Genomic DNA, 18,234 nt, shown 5'->3' with positions numbered 1-18,234 from the left:
GAGTAAAGTCTAAGAGCTTCCGGGACGCTGCGGGCGCAGGCTGTCCAGGAGTGTTCCCGCGCCGGGTCCGCCGCGCGCCGTCCGCTTATTCTGAATGCGTGCACGGCGACGGTGACGGTTGGGCGATTTCCGATACCGGCGTGCAGTACTGGGGCCGGTTCGGCGCGGCAGGTCTGCTGTTGCGGGCGCCGCGGCCCGATGGGACACCCGCGGTGTTGCTGCAGCACCGGGCGTGGTGGAGCCATCAGGGCGGGACCTGGGCATTGCCCGGTGGTGCCCGGGACAGCCACGAGACCGTCGAACAGACCGCGGTGCGCGAAGCCGAGGAGGAAACCGGCCTGCCCGGCGCACGCATCACGGTGCGCGGTCAGCTGGTGACCGCCACCGCCAGCGGCACGGAGTGGACCTACACCACCGTCGTCGCCGACGCCGGTGAGCTGCTGACGGTGGTGCCCAACCGGGAGAGCACCGAACTGCGCTGGGTGGGGGAGGACGAGGTCGACGGGCTGCCGCTGCATCCGGGGTTCGCTGCCAGCTGGCACCGGCTGCGCACAGCGCACGCGACCATCCCGCTGCCTGACGGCGACGAACGGCGCCGGTCGCTGCCCCGCACCCTGCAGACCGAGTCGGGGTTCGTGTGGTGCATGGCGACCGCGCTCGGTCAGCCGGCCGTGCCGTTGGAGCCCGGGCTCAGCTCGCTGCTGCAAGAACTGCGCTGAGCTGCTCGGCGGCCGCTCGTGGATCCGTCGCGGCGGTGATTGCGCGCACCACCACCACCCGCCGGGCGCCGGCGGTCAGCACCTCGGGCAGCCGCCGCTGGTCGATCCCGCCGATGGCGAACCACGGTTTGGTGGGGACCTGCGCCGCGGCGGCGCGGACCAACTCCAAGCCCGGCGCGGTGCGACCCGGCTTGGTGGGTGTGGGCCAGCACGGGCCGACACAGAAATAGTCGACCGGCTCGGCGAGGGCGGCGGCCAGCTGGTCGGCGTCGTGGGTGGACCGGCCGATCAGCGGAGCGGGCCCGATGATGTCCCGCGCCACCGCCAGCGGCAGGTCGTCCTGGCCCAGGTGCAGCACGTCGGCGCCCGCGGCCCGGGCGATGTCGGCGCGGTCGTTGACGGCGAGCAGCGCGCCATGCCGGTGGGCGGCATCGGCGAGGATCTGCAGCGCCGCCAGCTCGTCGCGGGCCTCCAGCGGACCGAAGCGCTGCTCGCCGGCTGACCCCTTGTCGCGCAGCTGGATGATGTCCACCCCGCCGGCCAGCGCCGCATCGGCGAATTCAGCCAGGTCACCGCGTTCGCGGCGGGCGTCGGTGCACAGGTAGAGCCGGGCTTCGGCGAGACGGGCCAGACGGGGGCGAGCTTCGTGCACTCCGCGACGCTAACGGCTAGCGTGGGGAACTGACGAATCACGGGAGTCCCGGGACCGGGGTCTGAGAGTGGGCGCGACCGCCCTTACCGTCACACCTGATCCGGATCATGCCGGCGAAGGGAGTTGGGGAAGTGCCCGGCACACTGGCTGTCATCGGCGGCGGCGTCATCGGGTTGTCGGTGGCACGCCGGGCCGCGCGGGCCGGCTGGTCGGTACGGGTGCACCGCAGCGGCGACCGCGGCACGTCCTGGGTGGCCGGCGGCATGCTGGCCCCGCACAGCGAAGCCTGGCCGGGCGAGGAGCGGCAGCTGCAGCTGGGGCTGGAGTCGCTGCGGCTGTGGCATGAGGTCTTTTTGGACGGCCTGCCCGAGCAGGTGATCACCGCCCGCGAGTCGCTGGTGGTGGCCGTCGACGTCGCCGATGTCGCCGAGCTGCGCACGGTCGCCGACTGGCTGTCCGCCCAGGGGCACCCGGTGGTCTGGGAGTCCGCGGCCCGCGAGGTGGAACCGCTGCTGGCGCGGGGGATCCGGCACGGCTTCCAGGCGCCGACGGAGCTGGCGGTGGACAACCGTGCGCTGGTCGCCGCGTTGGCGGTGGACTGCGAGCGCCGCGGTGTCAGCTGGGCGGGGCCGGTGGCCGACCCAGCCGCGCTGACGGCATTGTCGGCCGACGCGGTGGTGATCGCCAACGGAATCGATGCGCCCACGCTGTGGCCGGGGCTACCGATCCGGCCGGTCAAGGGCGAGGTGCTGCGCCTGCGGTGGCGACCCGGCTGTCTGCCGGTGCCGCAGCGGGTGATCCGGGCCCGGGTGCACGGCAGGCAGGTGTACCTGGTGCCGCGCAGTGACGGCGTGGTGGTGGGCGCAACCCAGTACGAGCACGGTCGCGATACCGCGCCCACCGTCTCCGGTGCGCGCGACCTGCTCGACGACGCGTGCGCGGTGGCACCGGGTCTGGGTGAGTACGAGCTGGCCGAATACGGGGCCGGGTTGCGCCCGATGACACCGGACAACCTGCCGCTGGTGCAGCGGCTGGACAACCGCATCGTGGTCGCCGCCGGCCACGGCCGCAACGGGTTCCTGCTGGCGCCGTGGACCGCCGAACATGTGGTGTCCGAACTTCTTCCGGTAGCAGTGCGGCAATGAAGAGGAACAACGGCTGATGAATATTCTGGTGAACGACAAACCGATCCAGATCGATGGGCAGACCACCGTCTCGGCGCTGCTTGCCTCCCTGGGGTACCCCGAGCGGGGCATCGCGGTCGCACTGGACCACGCGGTGCTGCCGCGGTCCGGCTGGGCTACCGCGCTGTGCGAGGGTGCGCGACTCGAAGTGGTGACGGCGGTGCAAGGTGGCTGACTCGAAACTGACCATTGCCGGGCGTGAGTTCACGTCGCGGCTGATCATGGGAACCGGTGGGGCGCAGAGCCTGGCGGTGCTGGAAGAGGCGCTGGTCGCGTCGGGTACCGAACTGACGACGGTCGCGATGCGCCGCGTCGACGCCGCGGGCGGCACCGGCATGCTCGACCTGCTGGACCGGTTGGGCATCATGCCGCTGCCCAACACCGCGGGCTGCCGCAGCGCCGCTGAAGCCGTGCTGACCGCGCAGCTTGCCCGTGAAGCCCTCGGCACCGAGTGGGTCAAACTCGAGGTGATCGCCGACGAGCGGACCTTACTGCCGGACGGGGTCGAATTAGTCCGGGCCGCAGAGCAATTGGTCGACGAGGGATTTGTGGTCCTGCCCTACACCAACGACGACCCGGTGCTGGCCCGCCGGCTGGAGGACACCGGTTGCGCGGCGGTGATGCCGCTCGGTTCGCCGATCGGCACCGGTTTGGGCATCGCCAATCCGCACAACATCGAGATGATCGTGGCGGCCGCGGGCGTGCCGGTGATCCTCGATGCCGGTATCGGCACCGCCAGCGACGCCGCGCTGGCCATGGAGTTGGGCTGCGAGGCAGTGCTGCTGGCGACCTCGGTGACCCGCGCCGCCGATCCGCCGGCGATGGCCGCGGCGATGTCCGCCGCGGTCGGCGCCGGCTACCTGGCGCGGCGCGCCGGGCGGATCCCCAAACGGTTCTGGGCGCAGGCGTCGTCCCCGTCGCGCCGAGGGTGAATACCACGACAGCGCAGCGGCGTGTCGCGTCGTCAGATTCCGACTCGGCGGATGGGGGAGCGCAATGAACCGCTATGTGGCGCTGGGCTCCTCGATGGCGGCCGGACCCGGAATCCGCCCGGTCGCGACCGGTGCGCCGTGCGGGTCGGGGCGCTCGGCGGTCAACTACCCGCATCTGGTCGCCGAGGCGCTCGGGCTGTCGTTGGTCGACGTCACCTTCTCCGGTGCCACCACCGCCCACGTACTCAGCGACCGTCAGCGCGGGGTAGCGCCGCAAATCGAGGCACTCGACGGCTCCGAGCAGCTGGTCACGATCACGATCGGCGGCAACGACGTCGGCTACGTGCCGTTCCTGATGGCGGCGGCACTGCCGCGCGCCGCGCGGCGGCTGCCGATGATCGCCGCGCTGCTGGACCGCGACGCCCACCAGGTGGCGCTGGCTGGCGTCGGGAAATCGTTGCGCACGGTCGGAGCCGCGGTGCGGACCATGGCGCCCGATGCCCAGGTGCTGTTCGTCGACTATCTCACGCTGCTGCCACCGGCCGGGCACGCCGCGGCGCCGCTGTCGCAGGCCGAGGCCGAACACGGTCGCCACGTCGCCGCCGAACTGGAGTCGGCGACCGCCGACGCCGCGGCCGCGACGGGATGCGAGTTGATTCGCGCAGGCCAGGCTAGCCGCGAGCATCACGCGTGGTCCGAGCGGCCGTGGACGGTGGGTGCGGCCTGGCCGCTGCCGTGGCGCCCGGCACCATTTCATCCCAACGCCGTCGGGATGCGCGCGGTGGCGGATTTGGTTCTGCGCCGAGCGTCGGGTTGATGCACACTTTTTTGCGATCCGCGTAACACAACTTGACACTCGGCGCGGTGCGGGGCTGGCGCAGCGGCTAACGTGGGCGCGATGGGCAACAAGTCGAAGATGATGCCGGCGCTGCTGGGTACGGTAGCGGTCACTGCGATGCTGGTCGGCGGCTGCGACCGCCAATCGGTGGGCTCCGAGCCGCCCGCGGAATTCGCCGCCACGCTGCGTGACAAGGTCACCGTCGACGCGATGATGGCGCACCTGTCGAAGCTTCAGGACATCGCCAACGCCAACAACGGGACGCGCGCTGTCGGGACGCCCGGGTATGAAGCCAGCGTCGACTACGTGGCCAAAGCATTGCGCGACAAGGATTTCGACGTACAAACCCCCGAATTCTCCGCACGCGTATTCCAGTCCGAGAAGGGCTCGGTCAGCGTCGACGGCACCACCGTGGAAGCCCGGGCGCTGCAGTACAGCCTGGGCACTCCGCCCGACGGGGTGGGCGGCCCACTGGTAGCCGCACCGGCCGACGACGACAGCCCCGGCTGCAGCGCCGCCGACTACGACGGGTTGCCGGTGCAGGGTGCGGTCGTTCTGGTCGACCGCGGCAAGTGTCCTTTCAAGGACAAAGAGGCCATCGCCGTCGAGCGCGGTGCGGTGGCGATGATCGTCGCCGACAACGTCGACGAGGAGAAAATGGGTGGCACCCTGGGGGAGGACACCGACGTCAAGATCCCGGTTGTCAGCATCACCAAGTCGCAGGGGGCGACTCTGCGCGGCAAGCATGGAACCGCCACCGTCAAGTTGTCGGCGGAGACCAAAAATGTCAAGGCCCGCAACATCGTCGCGCAGACCAAGACCGGCTCGACGCACGACGTCGTGATGCTCGGTGCACACCTGGACAGTGTTCCGGAAGGCCCAGGCATCAACGACAACGGCTCCGGAGTGGCCGCGGTGCTGGAAACCGCTCTGCAGCTGGGAAATTCGCCGCATGTCCGCAACGCGGTGCGGTTCGGCTTCTGGGGTGCCGAGGAGCTGGGGCTGATCGGATCGCGCAAATACGTTGAATCCTTGGACTTCGAGGCGCTCAAAGACATTGCGCTATACCTGAATTTCGACATGCTCGGCTCGCCGAACCCAGGCTATTTCACCTACGACGGTGACCAGTCGTTGGCGCCCGATCAGCGTGGTCAGCCGGTGGTGCCGGAAGGTTCGGCCGGGATCGAGCGGATGCTGGTCGCCTATCTGAAGACCGCCGGAAAGACGGCGCGGGACACGTCCTTCGACGGCCGCTCCGACTACGACGGGTTCACCCTGGCCGGCGTGCCGGCCGGCGGTTTGTTCTCCGGTGCCGAAAACAAGAAGTCCCCGGAGGAGGCCGAGCTCTGGGGCGGTGACGCCGACCAGCCGTTCGACCCGAACTACCACCAAAAGGGCGACACCCTCGAGCACGTCGACAAGGACGAACTGGGCATCAACGGCGGCGGCGCGGCCTATGCGGCGGGCATCTACGCCCAGGATCTGGGTGGCCACAACGGTGTTCCGACCCGTGACGACCGCACCCGGCACGTACTGGGTAAGTGACTGATGCGCGAGCAGACCCTCGCGCTGCGCCCCGCGGTGGAGGGCGAAAATCGCCCCGAGTGTGCGCTTTGGTACGCGTTTGCCGAGAAGGCACTTCCTAAACCGCACAGTCGATCGACCTGTAACGGGTGGATCATCCAATTTTCCAGAGAGACGCAATTGTGGCCAAAAGCGGCGTGATCAGGGTGTTTTCAGCGGGGACACCTTCCGCTCGCGGCGGACTGCTCGGCGGACTGCGTCGGTTGCTGTCGCTGCGGACCATCGTGATCGTCGCCGCGCTGTCAGTGGTCGCCCTCGTCATCATCCTGGGCGCCTGGGTGTGGTTCGGCGTGACCAACGACCAGTACAGCCAGCTTGACCGACGGCTGGACTCGCTGAGCGGTCTGGGCGATATCAACATGCTGCTCAACAGCACCCAGCAGAGCAACACCGGTCAGCCGCAGCCGGATCACAATGTGGTGCGCACCGCCCGGATCGGCGACGCGACGGTGTCGGTGCCGGCCAACATCGTGTTGCCGCAGTTCGACACCGGCTACAACACCACCACCATCGACGGTGTCGTGTACCGGGTCCGGACCTTCACGGCCGGGCGGGCTCTGATCGCGGTCGGTTCGCCGGTGACCGAAACCGAGCATCGCATCCACGAATTGCACCTGCGGGTACTGGGGATCTGTGGCGGTGTGCTGATCGGCACCGTCATCGTCGTCTGGGTGATGTGGCTGATCATGATCAACCCGTTCCGGCTGCTGGCCCAGCAGGCCCGCGCCATCAGCGCCCAGTCCAAGCCCGACGAAGTCCAGGTACGTGGTGTTCGGGAGGCGGTGGAGATCGCCGAAGCCGTGGAGGGCATGCTCGCCCGCATCGGCACCGCCCAACAGCGGACCAAGGCCGCCTACGAATCGGCCCGCGACTTCGCCGCCGTCGCTTCCCACGAGTTGCGCACCCCGCTGACCGCCATGCGCACCAACCTCGAGGTGCTGGCCACCATGGATCTGCCGATCGAGCAGCGCAAGGAGATGGTCGGCGACGTCATGCGCACCCAGAGCCGCATCGAAGCCACCCTGATGGCTCTGGAGCGGCTGGCCCAGGGCGAGTTGATGACCGCCGACGACCACGTCCCCTTGGACATCACCGAACTACTCGACCGCGCTGCCCACGACGCGATGCGCATCTACCCCGACCTGCAGGTGACCCTGGTGCCGACCAATGCGGTGTTGATGCTGGGGTTGCCCGCCGGACTGCGCCTGGTGATCGACAACGCCATCGCCAACGCCGTCAAACACGGCGGCGCCACCGAGATCGAGCTCAACGCCGTCAGCTCCGCCGATGGTGTCGAGGTCACCGTCGACGACAACGGCACCGGCGTTCCCGAGGAGGAACGTGCGGCCGTGTTCGAACGGTTCTCCCGCGGGTCGACGGCTTCGCATTCGGGCTCCGGGCTGGGCCTGGCGCTGGTGGCTCAACAGGCCGAGTTGCACGGCGGCACCGCGGCGCTGGAAGACAGCCCGCTGGGCGGCACGCGGCTGGTGCTGCGGCTGCCCGGCGCCGGCTGAGCACCGCGCCGCCGTCCGCGAGTAGCCCCGCCCCCCGGCGAGCAGTCGCAAATGTGCCCTGTAACCCGGTTACTAGGGCACATTTGCGACTGCTCGCCAGTCTTTGGGAACCAATCGCCGCCATGCGCCGACCACTGTAGGTAAGCACCCGGACGAACAGAAGGGGAACCGGTGTCCCTGCCGCTGTGGATGGCGTCGCCGCCGGAAGTGCACTCGGCGCTTCTCAGCAGTGGTCCGGGTCCGGGGCCGTTGCTGGCTGCAGCCGGCACCTGGTCGTCGCTGAGCGCCGAGTACACCTCGGCGGCCGCCGACCTCACCGCACTGCTCGACGCCGTGCAGGCCGGCGCCTGGCAGGGCCCCTCTGCCACTCAATACGTGGCCGCCCACGGCCCCTACTTGAGCTGGCTGCTGGACAGCGCGGCCAAGAGCACCGCCGCCGCGACCCTGCACCAGACGGCGGCCGGTGCCTACACCGGCGCCCTGGCCGCCATGCCCACCCTGGCCGAACTCGCGGCCAACCACACCATCCACGGGGCCCTGGTCGCCACGAACTTCTTCGGCATCAACACCATCCCGATCGCGCTCAACGAAGCCGACTACGTCCGGATGTGGATCCAAGCCGCCGACACGATGACCCTCTATCACGCGGTCAGCGATTCGGCCCTGGCCGCGGTCCCGCCGACCACGCCCGCACCGCCGATCGTCGCTCCCAGCGCCCCGGCCACCGCCGCCGCCCAGCAGGCCGGCACCGGCACGTCGTGGCAGGATCAACTGGCCCAGTGGATCACCGAATACAACATGGGCTTCGCCGATCCGCTCGCCAAGCTGCTGTTCTACCCGAACGGCTACCCGATCAGCCCGATGCCACTGGTCAACGCCCTGCAGCCGCTGTTCGCGCAGATTCCGGGAATCGCGCCCGGACTGGCTTCCGCATTGGCGTGGACCGTGTTTCACAACCTGATGCTGATCTATCCGCTCCTGCAGGCGTCGCCGCTGCTGTTCGCGTTCGCCGTTCCGGCGGCGCTGGCCGCGACCGGTGCCACCGGGCTGGCCGGGTTGGCGGCGTTGGCCGGGGTCCCCGACGGCACCGCGACGCTGCCCGAGCCTCCCGCGAACCTTCCGGCGACCGCGACCACACCCGCGCCAGCGGGTGGTGCCTCGGCGGCGCCCACCAGCCCGGGCGGGATCGAAACGACCCTGTCCAACGCATCCAGCGGCACGACCCCGCCCGGCACCGCTGTCGCCGACGGCGGACTGGCCGGCGGGGGACCCGGTGCGGGATTCGGGCCGACCGCCACCGATGGCTTCTATGCCGCAAGCGCCGCGGGTTTGTCGGCGAGCAGCAGCGCGGGTGCGCGTCGGGCCCGGCGGACCGAGCTGCCCGACACCGACGATGCCGTCGCTCCCGCCGGCAGCGCGCTGGCCGGTGAACAGGCCCGGACCCGTCGCCGCAGGGCGGCGCGGCTGCGCGGGCACGGCAACGAGTTCATGGACATGACGATCGAGGTCGAGCCGGATTGGGCGGCGGCCTCCGACCGGGGCGCGGGGCCACTGGGTTTTACCGGCGCCGCAGCCAAACCCGAGGTGTCCGAGGCGGCGGGGTTGACCACGTTGGCCGAGACCGAGTTCAGCGGCGGGCCGACGGTCCCGATGCTGCCCAGAAGCTGGTCGGCCTGACGTCGTCTCAGGTCATACAGACGTTGGCGAACAACAACACCGGCCACGACACAATCGACCCGAGGAACGACACCACCAAATCGATCCCGTCCATCTCGTGCAGATGCCGGGTGTGCGTCGCCGACCAGATCACACCGACCACCAGATACGGCGTCCCGAGGATCAGCGCGATCCCGATCAGTTCGGCCACGGTGAACTGGAAATTCAGTACGCGGCGGAGCAGCTCCAACATCTGTGCTCCTTCGGATCGGCGCTGAGTCGCAGGAGGTTAGGCGATCGCGTAGTCGTCCAACGGAAATCGCGAGCCGTCGCGCACGGCGTTACGCACCGAGGTGGGACGCAGCAGCGACGCCTCACCGCTGTGGTTGAAGTAGTAGGAGCGTGACGTCGCGCAATCGCCGGCGTAGAACACCGAGTTGTCCAGCCGCTCGGTCATCGCGTCCAGGAAGCGGGTGTTGGCGGCCTCGGTGACCTCGAACGTCGTCGCGCCGCGCCGCCGCACCTCGCCGAGCAGCCGGCCGATGTGGCGCATCTGGTATTCCATGGTGTTGAAGAACGACAACCCGGAGAACGCGTACGGGCTGGCCAGGCTCAGATAGTTCGGAAAATGCGGGATCGACAGCCCCTGGTAGGCCTGGAACCGGTTCTCCCGCCACCATTTTCCGAGATTGCGCCCGTCACGTCCGACGACCTCGATGGCCGGGAAGTTAGCCTCCCACAGATCGAAGCCGGTAGCCAGCACCAGGGTGTCGATCACGGTCTTGCGTCCGTCGGTGGAGACGATGCCGTCGGGCTCGATCCGCTCGATGCCCCCCGATTCCAGATGCACGTGCGGCTTGGTGAAGCTGCGGTAGTAATCGTTGGACCAACTCGGGCGCTTGCAGCCGATGTCGTAGGTGGGGGTCAGCTTGGCCCGCAACTCCTTGTCGCGCACCTGCACGAACCGGTGCATCTTGCAGGCGTCCATGCCGGCGATCGACAGCCGCCGGAAGTAGGGGTAGTTCAGCACGGCGGTCAGCGTCATGAACTCGAGCAGGTTGTCGGTAACCCAGCGCATCGCCCGCTGGGCCAGCGGAACCCGGGCGAACAGCTTCTGCACCCACGGGGCGATTCGGAAGTCGAGTTTGGGTGCCACCCAGATCGCGGTGCGCTGATACACGGTCAGGTCGGCGACCGTCTTGGTCAGCTCGGGGATCAACTGCACCGCGGTGGCGCCGGTGCCGATCAGACCCACGCGGCGCCCGGCGAACTCATAGCTGCCGTCCCAGGCGGTGGTGTGGATGACCTTGCCGTCGAAGCTGGTGATGCCCGGGATGTCCGGGGTGTGCGGCTGGGACAGGAAACCGGTGGCGGTGATCAGGAATCGGGTACTCAGCGTTTCCCCGCCGTCCAGCGCCACCCGCCACAGTTGGGCTTCCTCGTCCCAGCGGGCGCCCTGCACGCTGGTGTTGAACCGCATGTGACGGCGCACGTCGTACTTGTCGGCGACGTGCTCGGCGTAGCGCTTGAGCTCCGGGCCGGTGGCGAACAGCCGTGACCAGTACGGGTTGGGTTCGAACCAGTAGGAATAGGTCGTCGACGGGATGTCGACGGCCAGTCCGGGATAGCGATTGACGTGCCACGTTCCACCGAGGTCGTTTTCTCGTTCGAGAAGTACGATGTTGTGGTAGCCCAGCTTTTTCAGTTCGATCGCCGCGCCCATGCCGCCGAAGCCAGCCCCCACGATGACGACGTCGAGATGCTCCGCACTCATAAAAAGACCGTACCTTACTTCAAAGTAAGTTTGAACTTCGTCAGCATCACGATACCGGTGCACACTGGTGGAGAATTACCGCAGACAGACGGGAGGCGCGATGACCGAACCGGATCCCGACGCCAGTGACGGTGACCTCGCCGAGCAGTCGCGGGTCGCCGATCCCGCCGATGACGCCGACAGCGACGCCGACTTCTCGGCGGCCGTCGAGGCGGACGCCGCCGACCTGTTCGAGCAGCAGCGGAGCGCGCCCCCGGCGGACGACGACTATGACCGATAACCTCGAGCAATCGGCCGGCGAGGTCGATCCCGCGACGGTGTTCAGCGCGCTCGCCGACATCGTCTACCAGGGAACGGACCTCGATGAGGTGTACACCGCGATCTGCGTGGCCGCCACCTTGATGGTGCCCGGATGCGATCGGGCCAGCCTCATGCTGCGCCGTCGCGACAGCTACGGCACGGTTGCCGCCACCGACGGGGTGGCCCGGATGGCAGACAAACTGGAGATCGCCGTCGGCGACGGTCCCTGCCTGGATGCCATCGAAGAGGAAGCCGCCCAGATCGACGCCGATCTGACCGTGAACAGTCAGTGGCCGGCGTTGGCTGCCCGGCTGATTGCCGAAACCCCGGTGCGCGGAGCCATGGGATTTCGGCTGTTGGTCGAGGGTCGCAAGGTCGGTGCCCTCAACTTGTTCTCCGATACTCCCAACGTGTTCGACAAGTCGTCGGCCGAACGAGCGGTGATCCTGGCCGCCTTCGCCACGATGGCGATCGGTGCCGCCGCCCAGGGCGAGGAGGCGGCCACCCTGCGCCGCGGCCTGGCGTCCAACCGCGAGATCGGCAAGGCCATCGGCATGCTGATGGTGCTCAACGACATCTCCGAAGCCGAGGCATTCGACATGCTGCGCCGGGCCTCGCAGGAACTCAACGTCAAGGTCGCCGTGGTCGCCGCCGAGGTCATCAACCGGCGCGGCCAGACACCTACCGACGACCAGTTAAGCCAGTAGTCCCAGCGCCGCGCCGACCGCCAGCGCCGGGACGTCCAGGCGCTTGGAGCTCAAGTCGTGGCGAGCTCCGGTGATCTCGACGATTCGGCTCGGTGCCGCGATCAGTGCCGCGGCGGCGCGCACCTCGTCGAGGGTGCCGAACGGGTCGGAGGTGCCGTGGGTGAACACCGTCGGCACCGCGATGTCGGGCAGGTGCTCGGTGCGGGCGCGTTCAGGCTTGCCGGGCGGATGCACCGGATAGGAGAACAGCGTCAACACGTCCACCGGGGCTGCCCTGTCGTCCAGGCCGGCCGCCACCACCATGGAGGTCTGTCGGCCGCCGTAGGAATGGCCACCGGCCACCACCGGGCCGTCGGTCAGGCCGCGGGCCAGCGTGATCGCCTCGGCGATCCCGCTGCGGTCGACGGCCCCCGAGCCCGACGGCGGTCCCTTGGGCCGGCGGCGCCGATACGGCAGGTTGTATCTGATCGCCAGCCAGCCCCGGCGGGCCCATTCGTCGCAGATCTGCTGCAGCAGAGCAGAATCCCGATTTCCGCCCGCGCCGTGGGTCAACACCACCACCCCTGCCGGGGTGGCATCGGGCGCGTGCGCGATGCCGTCGATGGCATCGAGGTCGGCGGTCATTGCTCGGCCCGGAGCCGAAACAGCGGGGATACCGGCCCATGACCGTGCCCCAGCGGGTACGCCGCTCGCAGGCACTCGGTCACCCAGCGTTTGGCGAAGGCGACCGCGTCGGGCACCGACAGCCCGTGCGCCAACGCGCACGCCACCGCGGCCGCCAGGGTGTCGCCGCCGCCGTGATCGTCGCCGGTGGCTATCCGTTCAGCGTCGAAGGAGTAGAAGTCCGAACCGTCGTAGAGCAGGTCGGTGCTGTGCGACGACGAGCGCAGATGACCGCCTTTGACCAGCGCCCAACGCGGGCCGAGTGCGTGCAGGGCCTTGGCCGCCGCCTGCCGCGATTGCGGATCGACCACCTCGATACCGGTCAACAGCGCGACCTCGTCGAGGTTGGGGGTTACCAGAGTCGCCAACGGAAACAGCTCGCCGCGGAGCGAATCCAGCGCCGAGGTGGCCAACAGCGGGTCCCCGTGCATGGACGCACACACCGGATCCACCACCAGCGGCACCCCGGCGCCCATCTCGCGCCAGGTGGCCGCCACCGCACTGATGATCGACGACGACGCCAGCATGCCGGTTTTGGCACCCTGAATCCCGATGTCGGTGACCACCGCCCGGATCTGGGCGGCGACGACGTCGTCGGGAATCTCGTGAACACCCTGCACGCCGACGGTGTTCTGCACCGTCACCGCGCTCACCGCGGCGCACCCGTGCACCCCGAGCAGTGCCATGGTCCGCAGGTCGGCCTGTAACCCGGCGCCGCCGCCCGAGTCCGAACCGGCGATGGTCAATACCCGAAGCGGGGTGGTTGCCGGTGCGGCCAACGGCAGGAAACCCACTGGGTCGGATGAGTGCCGACCCGCTTGGCCCGGCTCCGCCGCGCTTGCGGTCGTCACTGCGTCGGATGGGTGCCGACCCGCTGCGCCCGGCTCCGCCGCGCTTGCGGTCGTCACTGCGACAGCGGCAGATACACCCGGTTGCCGTGCTCGGCGAACTCGGCCGACTTCTCCGCCATGCCCATCGTCAGCGCGGACTCGATGTCCTCTTCGGTTTGCAGGCCGTGTTCGGCGGCGTAGTCCCGCACATCCTGGGTGATGCGCATCGAGCAGAACTTAGGCCCGCACATCGAGCAGAAGTGGGCGGACTTGGCCGGTTCGGCGGGCAGCGTCTCGTCGTGGTACTCCCGCGCGGTGTCCGGGTCCAGCGACAGCGCGAACTGGTCGTACCAGCGGAACTCGAAGCGGGCCTTGGACAGTGCGTTGTCGCGTTCCTGAGCGTGCGGATGCCCCTTGGCGAGATCTGCTGCGTGCGCGGCGATCTTGTAGGCGATCACCCCGTCCTTGACGTCCTTGCGGTCGGGCAGGCCCAGGTGCTCCTTGGGGGTGACGTAGCACAGCATCGCGGTGCCGGCCTGGGCGATGATCGCCGCCCCGATCGCCGAGGTGATGTGGTCATAGGCCGGCGCGATGTCGGTGGCCAGCGGGCCGAGGGTGTAGAACGGCGCCTCCTCGCACAGCTCTTCCTCCAGCCGCACGTTCTCCACGATCTTGTGCATCGGGACGTGGCCGGGGCCTTCGATCATCACCTGCACACCATGGGATTTGGCGATCTTGGTCAGCTCGCCCAGGGTACGCAGCTCGGCGAACTGGGCTTCGTCGTTGGCGTCGGCGATCGACCCGGGTCGCAGGCCGTCGCCGAGGGAGAAGGTGACGTCGTAGCGGGCCAGGATCTCGCACAGCTCGTGGAAATTGGTGTAGAGGAACGATTCCCGGTGATAGGCCAGGCACCACGCCGCCATGATCGCCCCGCCGCGGGACACGATCCCGGTGACCCGCTTGGCGGTCAGCGGCACGTAGCGCAGCAGCACCCCGGCATGCACGGTCATGTAGTCCACGCCCTGCTCGCACTGCTCGATCACGGTGTCGCGGTAGATCTCCCAGGTCAGCTTGGTCGGATCGCCGTTGACCTTCTCCAGCGCCTGATAGATCGGCACGGTCCCGATCGGTACCGGCGAGTTGCGCAGAATCCACTCCCGGGTTTCGTGGATGTCTTTGCCGGTGGACAGGTCCATGACGTTGTCGGCGCCCCAGCGGGTCGCCCACACCATCTTGTCCACCTCTTCGGCGATCGACGACGTGACCGCGCTGTTGCCGATATTGGCGTTGATCTTCACCTTGAACGCCTTGCCGATGATCATCGGCTCAAGCTCAGGGTGGTTGTGGTTGGCCGGGATCACCGCCCGGCCACGGGCCACCTCGTCGCGGACCAGCTCGGCGGGCACACCCTCGCGGGCGGCAATGAATGCCATTTCGGCGGTGATCTCCCCGGCGCGGGCCCGCTGCAACTGGGTGCCCCGGTCGCGGACCACGCCCGGACGCGGCGGCAGGCCGGCGTGCAGGTCGATCACCGCGTCGTCCTCGGTGTACGGGCCGGAGGTGTCGTAGAGGTCGAAGTGTTCACCGTTGGTCAGGTTGACCCGCCGGAACGGGACCCGCAGCACGACGCCGTCCGGGCCGTCGAGCTCGCGGTAGTGCTTGGTGCTGTACGGGATGGGCCCGGTGGTCACGGACGGGGATACAGCCAATTCGGTCATTTCATCTCCCTACGCCGGCATTACCCGGTCAGGTTCGTACGGTCGACGGCGCATCAGCCGTCCTCTCAGCGCGCTCGACGCACGCTCCCGCGGTTTGGTTAGCAACGCCCCCCACGCTAGCTCAGTGCACCGGCGGTCGGCAGGTCCGAACGGATTCGAAACCGATAAGGATTAGGCGAAATTCATTTGCATAGCTAACATATGTGATTTGTGGGGGCCCGATGACGACTGAAATCCAGGCGACAACGCCGGGCGCCGACCCGCCGGTGGTCGACGCCGGTGCCGTCGCGACCGCCCGCCGCCGGTTGGCCTACGACCACGACCACCCGTTCTACAAGTGGATCGCGCTGTCCAACACCACGCTCGGCGTGCTGATGGCGACCATCAACTCCTCGATCGTGCTGATCTCGCTGCCGGCGATATTCCGCGGCATCGGCCTCAACCCGCTCGACCCGTCCAACGTCAGCTACCTGCTGTGGATGCTGATGGGGTATCTGCTGGTCTCGGCGGTGCTGGTGGTGTTCTTCGGCCGCCTCGGCGACATGTTCGGCCGGGTCCGCATCTACAACCTCGGCTTCGTGGTCTTCACCGTGGCCGCCGTGGCGTTGTCGGTCGACCCGTTCCACCTGGGCGCCGGCGCGATGTGGCTGATCGGCTGGCGGGTGATGCAGGGCGTCGGCGGCGCCATGCTGATGGCGTCCTCGGCGGCGATCCTCACCGACGCGTTCCCGGCGAATCAGCGCGGCATGGCGCTGGGCATCAACCAGGTCGCCGCGGTCGCCGGCTCGTTTCTGGGGCTGCTGATCGGTGGGGCGTTGTCGGAGTGGGATTGGCGGGCCATCTTCTGGGTCGGCGTCCCGTTCGGCGTGATCGGCAGCGTGTGGTCGATGCGCTCGCTGCACGAGCTCGGTGAGCGCAGCCCGGCCCGGCTGGACTGGGCTGGAACCGCGACGTTCGGGCTGGGCCTGACCGTGATCCTCACCGCCATCACCTACAGCATTCAGCCGCATGGCGCCTCCGCCACCAGTTGGACCAACCCGTGGGTGCTGGGCCCGCTCGCGTTGGGGCTGCTGGCCATCGCGGTGTTCTGCGTGATCGAAATGCGGGTGCGGTACCCGATGCTCGATATCCGGTTGTTCAAGAACCGGACGTTCGCCCTCGCCAACGTCGCCGCGCTGTTGTCGGCGGTCGGCAGCGGCGGCATGCAGTTCATGCTGATCATCTGGCTGCAGGGCATCTGGTTACCGCTGCACGGCTACAGCTATGAATCCACGCCGTTGTGGTCGGGAATCTATCTGCTCCCGATGACCTGCGGCTTCCTGCTGGCCGGTCCGGTGGCCGGGGCGCTGTCCGACCGATGGGGCGCCCGCCCGTTCACCGTCGGTGGGATGCTGCTGGCGGCCGCGACGTTCGTGGCGCTCACGCTGATCCCGGTGAACTTCGACTACTGGATGTTCGCGGCGCTGGTCTTCCTCAACGGCCTCGGCGGCGGCGTGTTCACCGCCCCCAACTCCGCGGTCGTCATGTCCAGCGTCCCGGCCGATCACCGCGGCTCGGCGTCGGGGGTGCGGGCGACGGTCTTCAGCGCGGGCATGTCGCTGTCGATCGGGGTGTTCTTCTCGCTGATGATCGTCGGGCTCGCCAACTCGCTGCCCGGCGCGATGAACGCAGGCCTGACCGAGCACGGCGTGTCGGCTGATGTCGCCCACCAGGTGGCGCAGACGCCGCCGGTGGGCAGTTTGTTCGCCGCGTTCCTCGGCTACAACCCGATCGCCGAGCTGCTGGCCCCCTCAGGCGCCCTGCAGCAGCCCGGCGTCGACGCCGGCACCCTGACCGGGCACACCTTCTTCCCGCTGCTGATCTCCGGGCCGTTCCATACCGGCCTGGTGGTGGTGTTCGCCGCGGCCACCCTGATGATGGTGCTGGGCGCGCTGGCATCGCTGGTTTCGCCCGGCAGGTATGCCGCCGAGGTCCGTCCCGCCCGATAGCGGGTATTTCCCCTTCTCGCTTCCGCTTTCGACCTTGGCTGTGCGCTCATGGCGGCGTTTGTCATCGAGTCTGCGTCCAGGGCGGGATTTCCGCCCGGATTCCCGCCCTGGACGCAGACTCAATGTAAGGGGGCATCTCGATCCCGCCCGGTGATCGGGACCCCCGGGAACACTCCCAGGAACCTCACAGCGCCGGGGGCGTGTTTCGGATTGACCCGTCACCCGCGCTGATGCACCATGGACCAGGTAAGCACCTCGTTAGGTGAGGCGGCTACACGGACACAGGCCACTGACCCCGAACGTCGAGAGACGCCCCGGGTCAGGACAGCTCCTCCCGGCTTAAGGGTTGAGCCCAAGTGGCTTCCGGACCGCAGTACTGGGTCAGGACACGCCGTGTGGTGTCGAAACTCTGACGAGAGGGGTGCGGTTCTCCGGCGATCGGCCGGGTCTGCCTCCCAGCGTGTACTGAATTGGCCCCAGGCCAACTGGCAGCGTGTCGCGTGCTGTGACCGAGAGGAGGTGAGGGACGCATGAGTTCCGGTGATAGTCCGAGTCGATATTTGCCGTCTGTTCCGTCCCCATCCGAACGGTCGCACGTCACCTCCAGTTGAGCTTCTCTCCTGATTTGAGATAGAGCCTCCTGGCTGGTGTGCGGAGCACCGTACCGCGCTTAGGAGGCCCGCCATGGTTGCCCTCGCCTACACCGACACCTACACCGACACCGCCGAGGTCATCGACATCACCACGCGGACCGCTCGTCCGGTCCGTGCCGCGAAGGCGCAGGAGCACCGGCCGGTCGGCGACCCGCTGATCGACGCCACGACCCGTCTGCTGACCGTGCCGATGCGGCAGGCGTACGCGCTGCTGTGGCGCACCGGTCTGCTGGTGGTCAACGGCTGAGGCGTCACACCTCTTCCAGCGCCTCACCGATTTCTTCGAGGACGTGGTTGTGGTGGTTGTTGGCCAGGATGTGTCCGGCCGCGATGACCAGAGCTACCGGCCAGTCGAGGAGCCCGAACGCCGACAGCGCCACCAGGCCGCCGTAGTACGCGAGTTGCTGCGGCTGCGGCAGCGATACGGCTCCCAGCACGGGCAGGTTCACCACGAACTTCTCGCCCTCGCGGATCTGCTGCACCGCCTCGCTCTGCGACGGGCGGTGTGGATTGTCTGCCATG

General features: G+C 68.4%; 19 protein-coding genes and 2 riboswitches. Of the genes, 12 read left to right on the top strand and 7 right to left on the bottom strand.

Features of this window, described 5'->3' with window-relative positions:
• Window positions 1-98: 98 nt before the first annotated feature.
• A complete protein-coding gene (locus tag AC5Y36_RS03325; protein ID WP_500039426.1) occupies window positions 99-719 on the top strand; it encodes an NUDIX hydrolase in 621 nt (206 codons plus the stop codon).
• Here AC5Y36_RS03325 and thiE read toward each other — a convergent pair.
• A complete protein-coding gene (gene thiE, locus AC5Y36_RS03320) occupies window positions 691-1,350 on the bottom strand; it encodes a thiamine phosphate synthase (protein WP_500039562.1) in 660 nt (219 codons plus the stop codon). The genes AC5Y36_RS03325 and thiE overlap by 29 nt on opposite strands.
• 152 nt (window positions 1,351-1,502) lie before the next feature.
• On the opposite strand from thiE, the gene thiO reads away from it, so the two are divergent.
• From thiO to AC5Y36_RS03285, 7 genes are all read left to right on the top strand, one after another.
• Complete coding sequence (gene thiO / locus AC5Y36_RS03315) at window positions 1,503-2,516, top strand: glycine oxidase ThiO (RefSeq protein WP_500039425.1); 1,014 nt, start codon at window positions 1,503-1,505, stop codon at window positions 2,514-2,516.
• Window positions 2,517-2,532: 16 nt separating this feature from the next.
• Window positions 2,533-2,730 (top strand): sulfur carrier protein ThiS, encoded by a 198-nt coding sequence (thiS, locus tag AC5Y36_RS03310; RefSeq protein ID WP_500039424.1) that lies wholly within the window; start codon window positions 2,533-2,535, stop codon window positions 2,728-2,730.
• Entirely contained in the window at window positions 2,723-3,487 is a 765-nt protein-coding gene (locus AC5Y36_RS03305; RefSeq protein WP_500039423.1) for a thiazole synthase, read from the top strand. Before thiS ends, AC5Y36_RS03305 begins: the two co-directional genes overlap by 8 nt.
• Window positions 3,488-3,551: 64 nt before the next feature.
• A complete protein-coding gene (locus AC5Y36_RS03300; protein ID WP_500039422.1) occupies window positions 3,552-4,304 on the top strand; it encodes an SGNH/GDSL hydrolase family protein in 753 nt (250 codons plus the stop codon).
• Between the two features lie 81 nt (window positions 4,305-4,385).
• Window positions 4,386-5,870 (top strand): M28 family metallopeptidase, encoded by a 1,485-nt coding sequence (locus AC5Y36_RS03295; RefSeq protein WP_500039421.1) that lies wholly within the window; start codon window positions 4,386-4,388, stop codon window positions 5,868-5,870.
• A gap of 221 nt (window positions 5,871-6,091) precedes the next feature.
• Window positions 6,092-7,423, top strand: coding sequence for a sensor histidine kinase (locus AC5Y36_RS03290; protein ID WP_500039561.1), 1,332 nt, complete (start codon window positions 6,092-6,094; stop codon window positions 7,421-7,423).
• Window positions 7,424-7,594: 171 nt separating this feature from the next.
• Entirely contained in the window at window positions 7,595-9,100 is a 1,506-nt protein-coding gene (locus tag AC5Y36_RS03285; protein ID WP_500039420.1) for a PPE family protein, read from the top strand.
• Between the two features lie 7 nt (window positions 9,101-9,107).
• Here AC5Y36_RS03285 and AC5Y36_RS03280 read toward each other — a convergent pair whose 3' ends face one another.
• Both AC5Y36_RS03280 and AC5Y36_RS03275 read right to left on the bottom strand, forming a co-directional pair.
• Complete coding sequence (locus tag AC5Y36_RS03280) at window positions 9,108-9,332, bottom strand: hypothetical protein (protein WP_500039419.1); 225 nt, start codon at window positions 9,330-9,332, stop codon at window positions 9,108-9,110.
• Window positions 9,333-9,368: 36 nt separating this feature from the next.
• Window positions 9,369-10,853 (bottom strand): flavin-containing monooxygenase, encoded by a 1,485-nt coding sequence (locus AC5Y36_RS03275; protein ID WP_500039418.1) that lies wholly within the window; start codon window positions 10,851-10,853, stop codon window positions 9,369-9,371.
• 100 nt (window positions 10,854-10,953) lie between these two features.
• Between AC5Y36_RS03275 and AC5Y36_RS03270 the strand changes: the two genes are divergently transcribed.
• Both AC5Y36_RS03270 and AC5Y36_RS03265 read left to right on the top strand, forming a co-directional pair.
• Window positions 10,954-11,133, top strand: coding sequence for a hypothetical protein (locus AC5Y36_RS03270; protein WP_500039417.1), 180 nt, complete (start codon window positions 10,954-10,956; stop codon window positions 11,131-11,133).
• Window positions 11,123-11,860: a GAF and ANTAR domain-containing protein gene (locus tag AC5Y36_RS03265; protein ID WP_500039416.1), complete on the top strand. Its 738-nt coding sequence runs from the start codon at window positions 11,123-11,125 to the stop codon at window positions 11,858-11,860. Before AC5Y36_RS03270 ends, AC5Y36_RS03265 begins: the two co-directional genes overlap by 11 nt.
• Here the strand turns inward: AC5Y36_RS03265 and AC5Y36_RS03260 are convergent.
• The 3 genes from AC5Y36_RS03260 to thiC all read right to left on the bottom strand — a co-directional run bounded on the left by AC5Y36_RS03260 (window position 11,849) and on the right by thiC (window position 15,071).
• The gene (locus AC5Y36_RS03260) at window positions 11,849-12,484 is read right to left on the bottom strand and encodes an alpha/beta hydrolase family protein (RefSeq protein WP_500039415.1); all 636 of its coding nucleotides are present in this window, start codon (window positions 12,482-12,484) and stop codon (window positions 11,849-11,851) included. The genes AC5Y36_RS03265 and AC5Y36_RS03260 overlap by 12 nt on opposite strands.
• Complete coding sequence (gene thiD / locus AC5Y36_RS03255; RefSeq protein WP_500039560.1) at window positions 12,481-13,317, bottom strand: bifunctional hydroxymethylpyrimidine kinase/phosphomethylpyrimidine kinase; 837 nt, start codon at window positions 13,315-13,317, stop codon at window positions 12,481-12,483. The genes AC5Y36_RS03260 and thiD overlap by 4 nt, the downstream gene beginning before the upstream one ends.
• Before the next feature lie 110 nt (window positions 13,318-13,427).
• Entirely contained in the window at window positions 13,428-15,071 is a 1,644-nt protein-coding gene (thiC, locus tag AC5Y36_RS03250) for a phosphomethylpyrimidine synthase ThiC (protein WP_500039414.1), read from the bottom strand.
• Window positions 15,061-15,172: riboswitch (TPP riboswitch) on the bottom strand. It overlaps the preceding gene by 11 nt.
• 120 nt (window positions 15,173-15,292) lie before the next feature.
• Here thiC and AC5Y36_RS03245 point away from each other — a divergent pair.
• Both AC5Y36_RS03245 and AC5Y36_RS03240 read left to right on the top strand, forming a co-directional pair.
• Entirely contained in the window at window positions 15,293-17,059 is a 1,767-nt protein-coding gene (locus tag AC5Y36_RS03245; RefSeq protein ID WP_500039413.1) for an MFS transporter, read from the top strand.
• Window positions 17,060-17,306: 247 nt separating this feature from the next.
• Window positions 17,307-17,487, top strand: a riboswitch (M-box (ykoK) riboswitch).
• A 256-nt stretch (window positions 17,488-17,743) separates the two neighbouring features.
• Window positions 17,744-17,959 (top strand): Rv1535 family protein, encoded by a 216-nt coding sequence (locus AC5Y36_RS03240; protein ID WP_500039412.1) that lies wholly within the window; start codon window positions 17,744-17,746, stop codon window positions 17,957-17,959.
• Window positions 17,960-17,963: 4 nt separating this feature from the next.
• Here the strand turns inward: AC5Y36_RS03240 and AC5Y36_RS03235 are convergent, their stop codons facing one another.
• Window positions 17,964-18,233 carry a hypothetical protein gene (locus tag AC5Y36_RS03235; RefSeq protein ID WP_500039411.1) on the bottom strand — a complete coding sequence of 90 codons (270 nt, stop codon included), beginning with the start codon at window positions 18,231-18,233 and terminating at the stop codon, window positions 17,964-17,966.
• Window position 18,234 lies beyond the last annotated feature (1 nt).

Source organism: Mycobacterium sp. NGS50, from assembly GCF_059812545.1.
The sequence above is the reverse complement of the archived record's forward strand: the minus strand, read 5'-3'. Positions and strand labels throughout refer to the sequence as shown.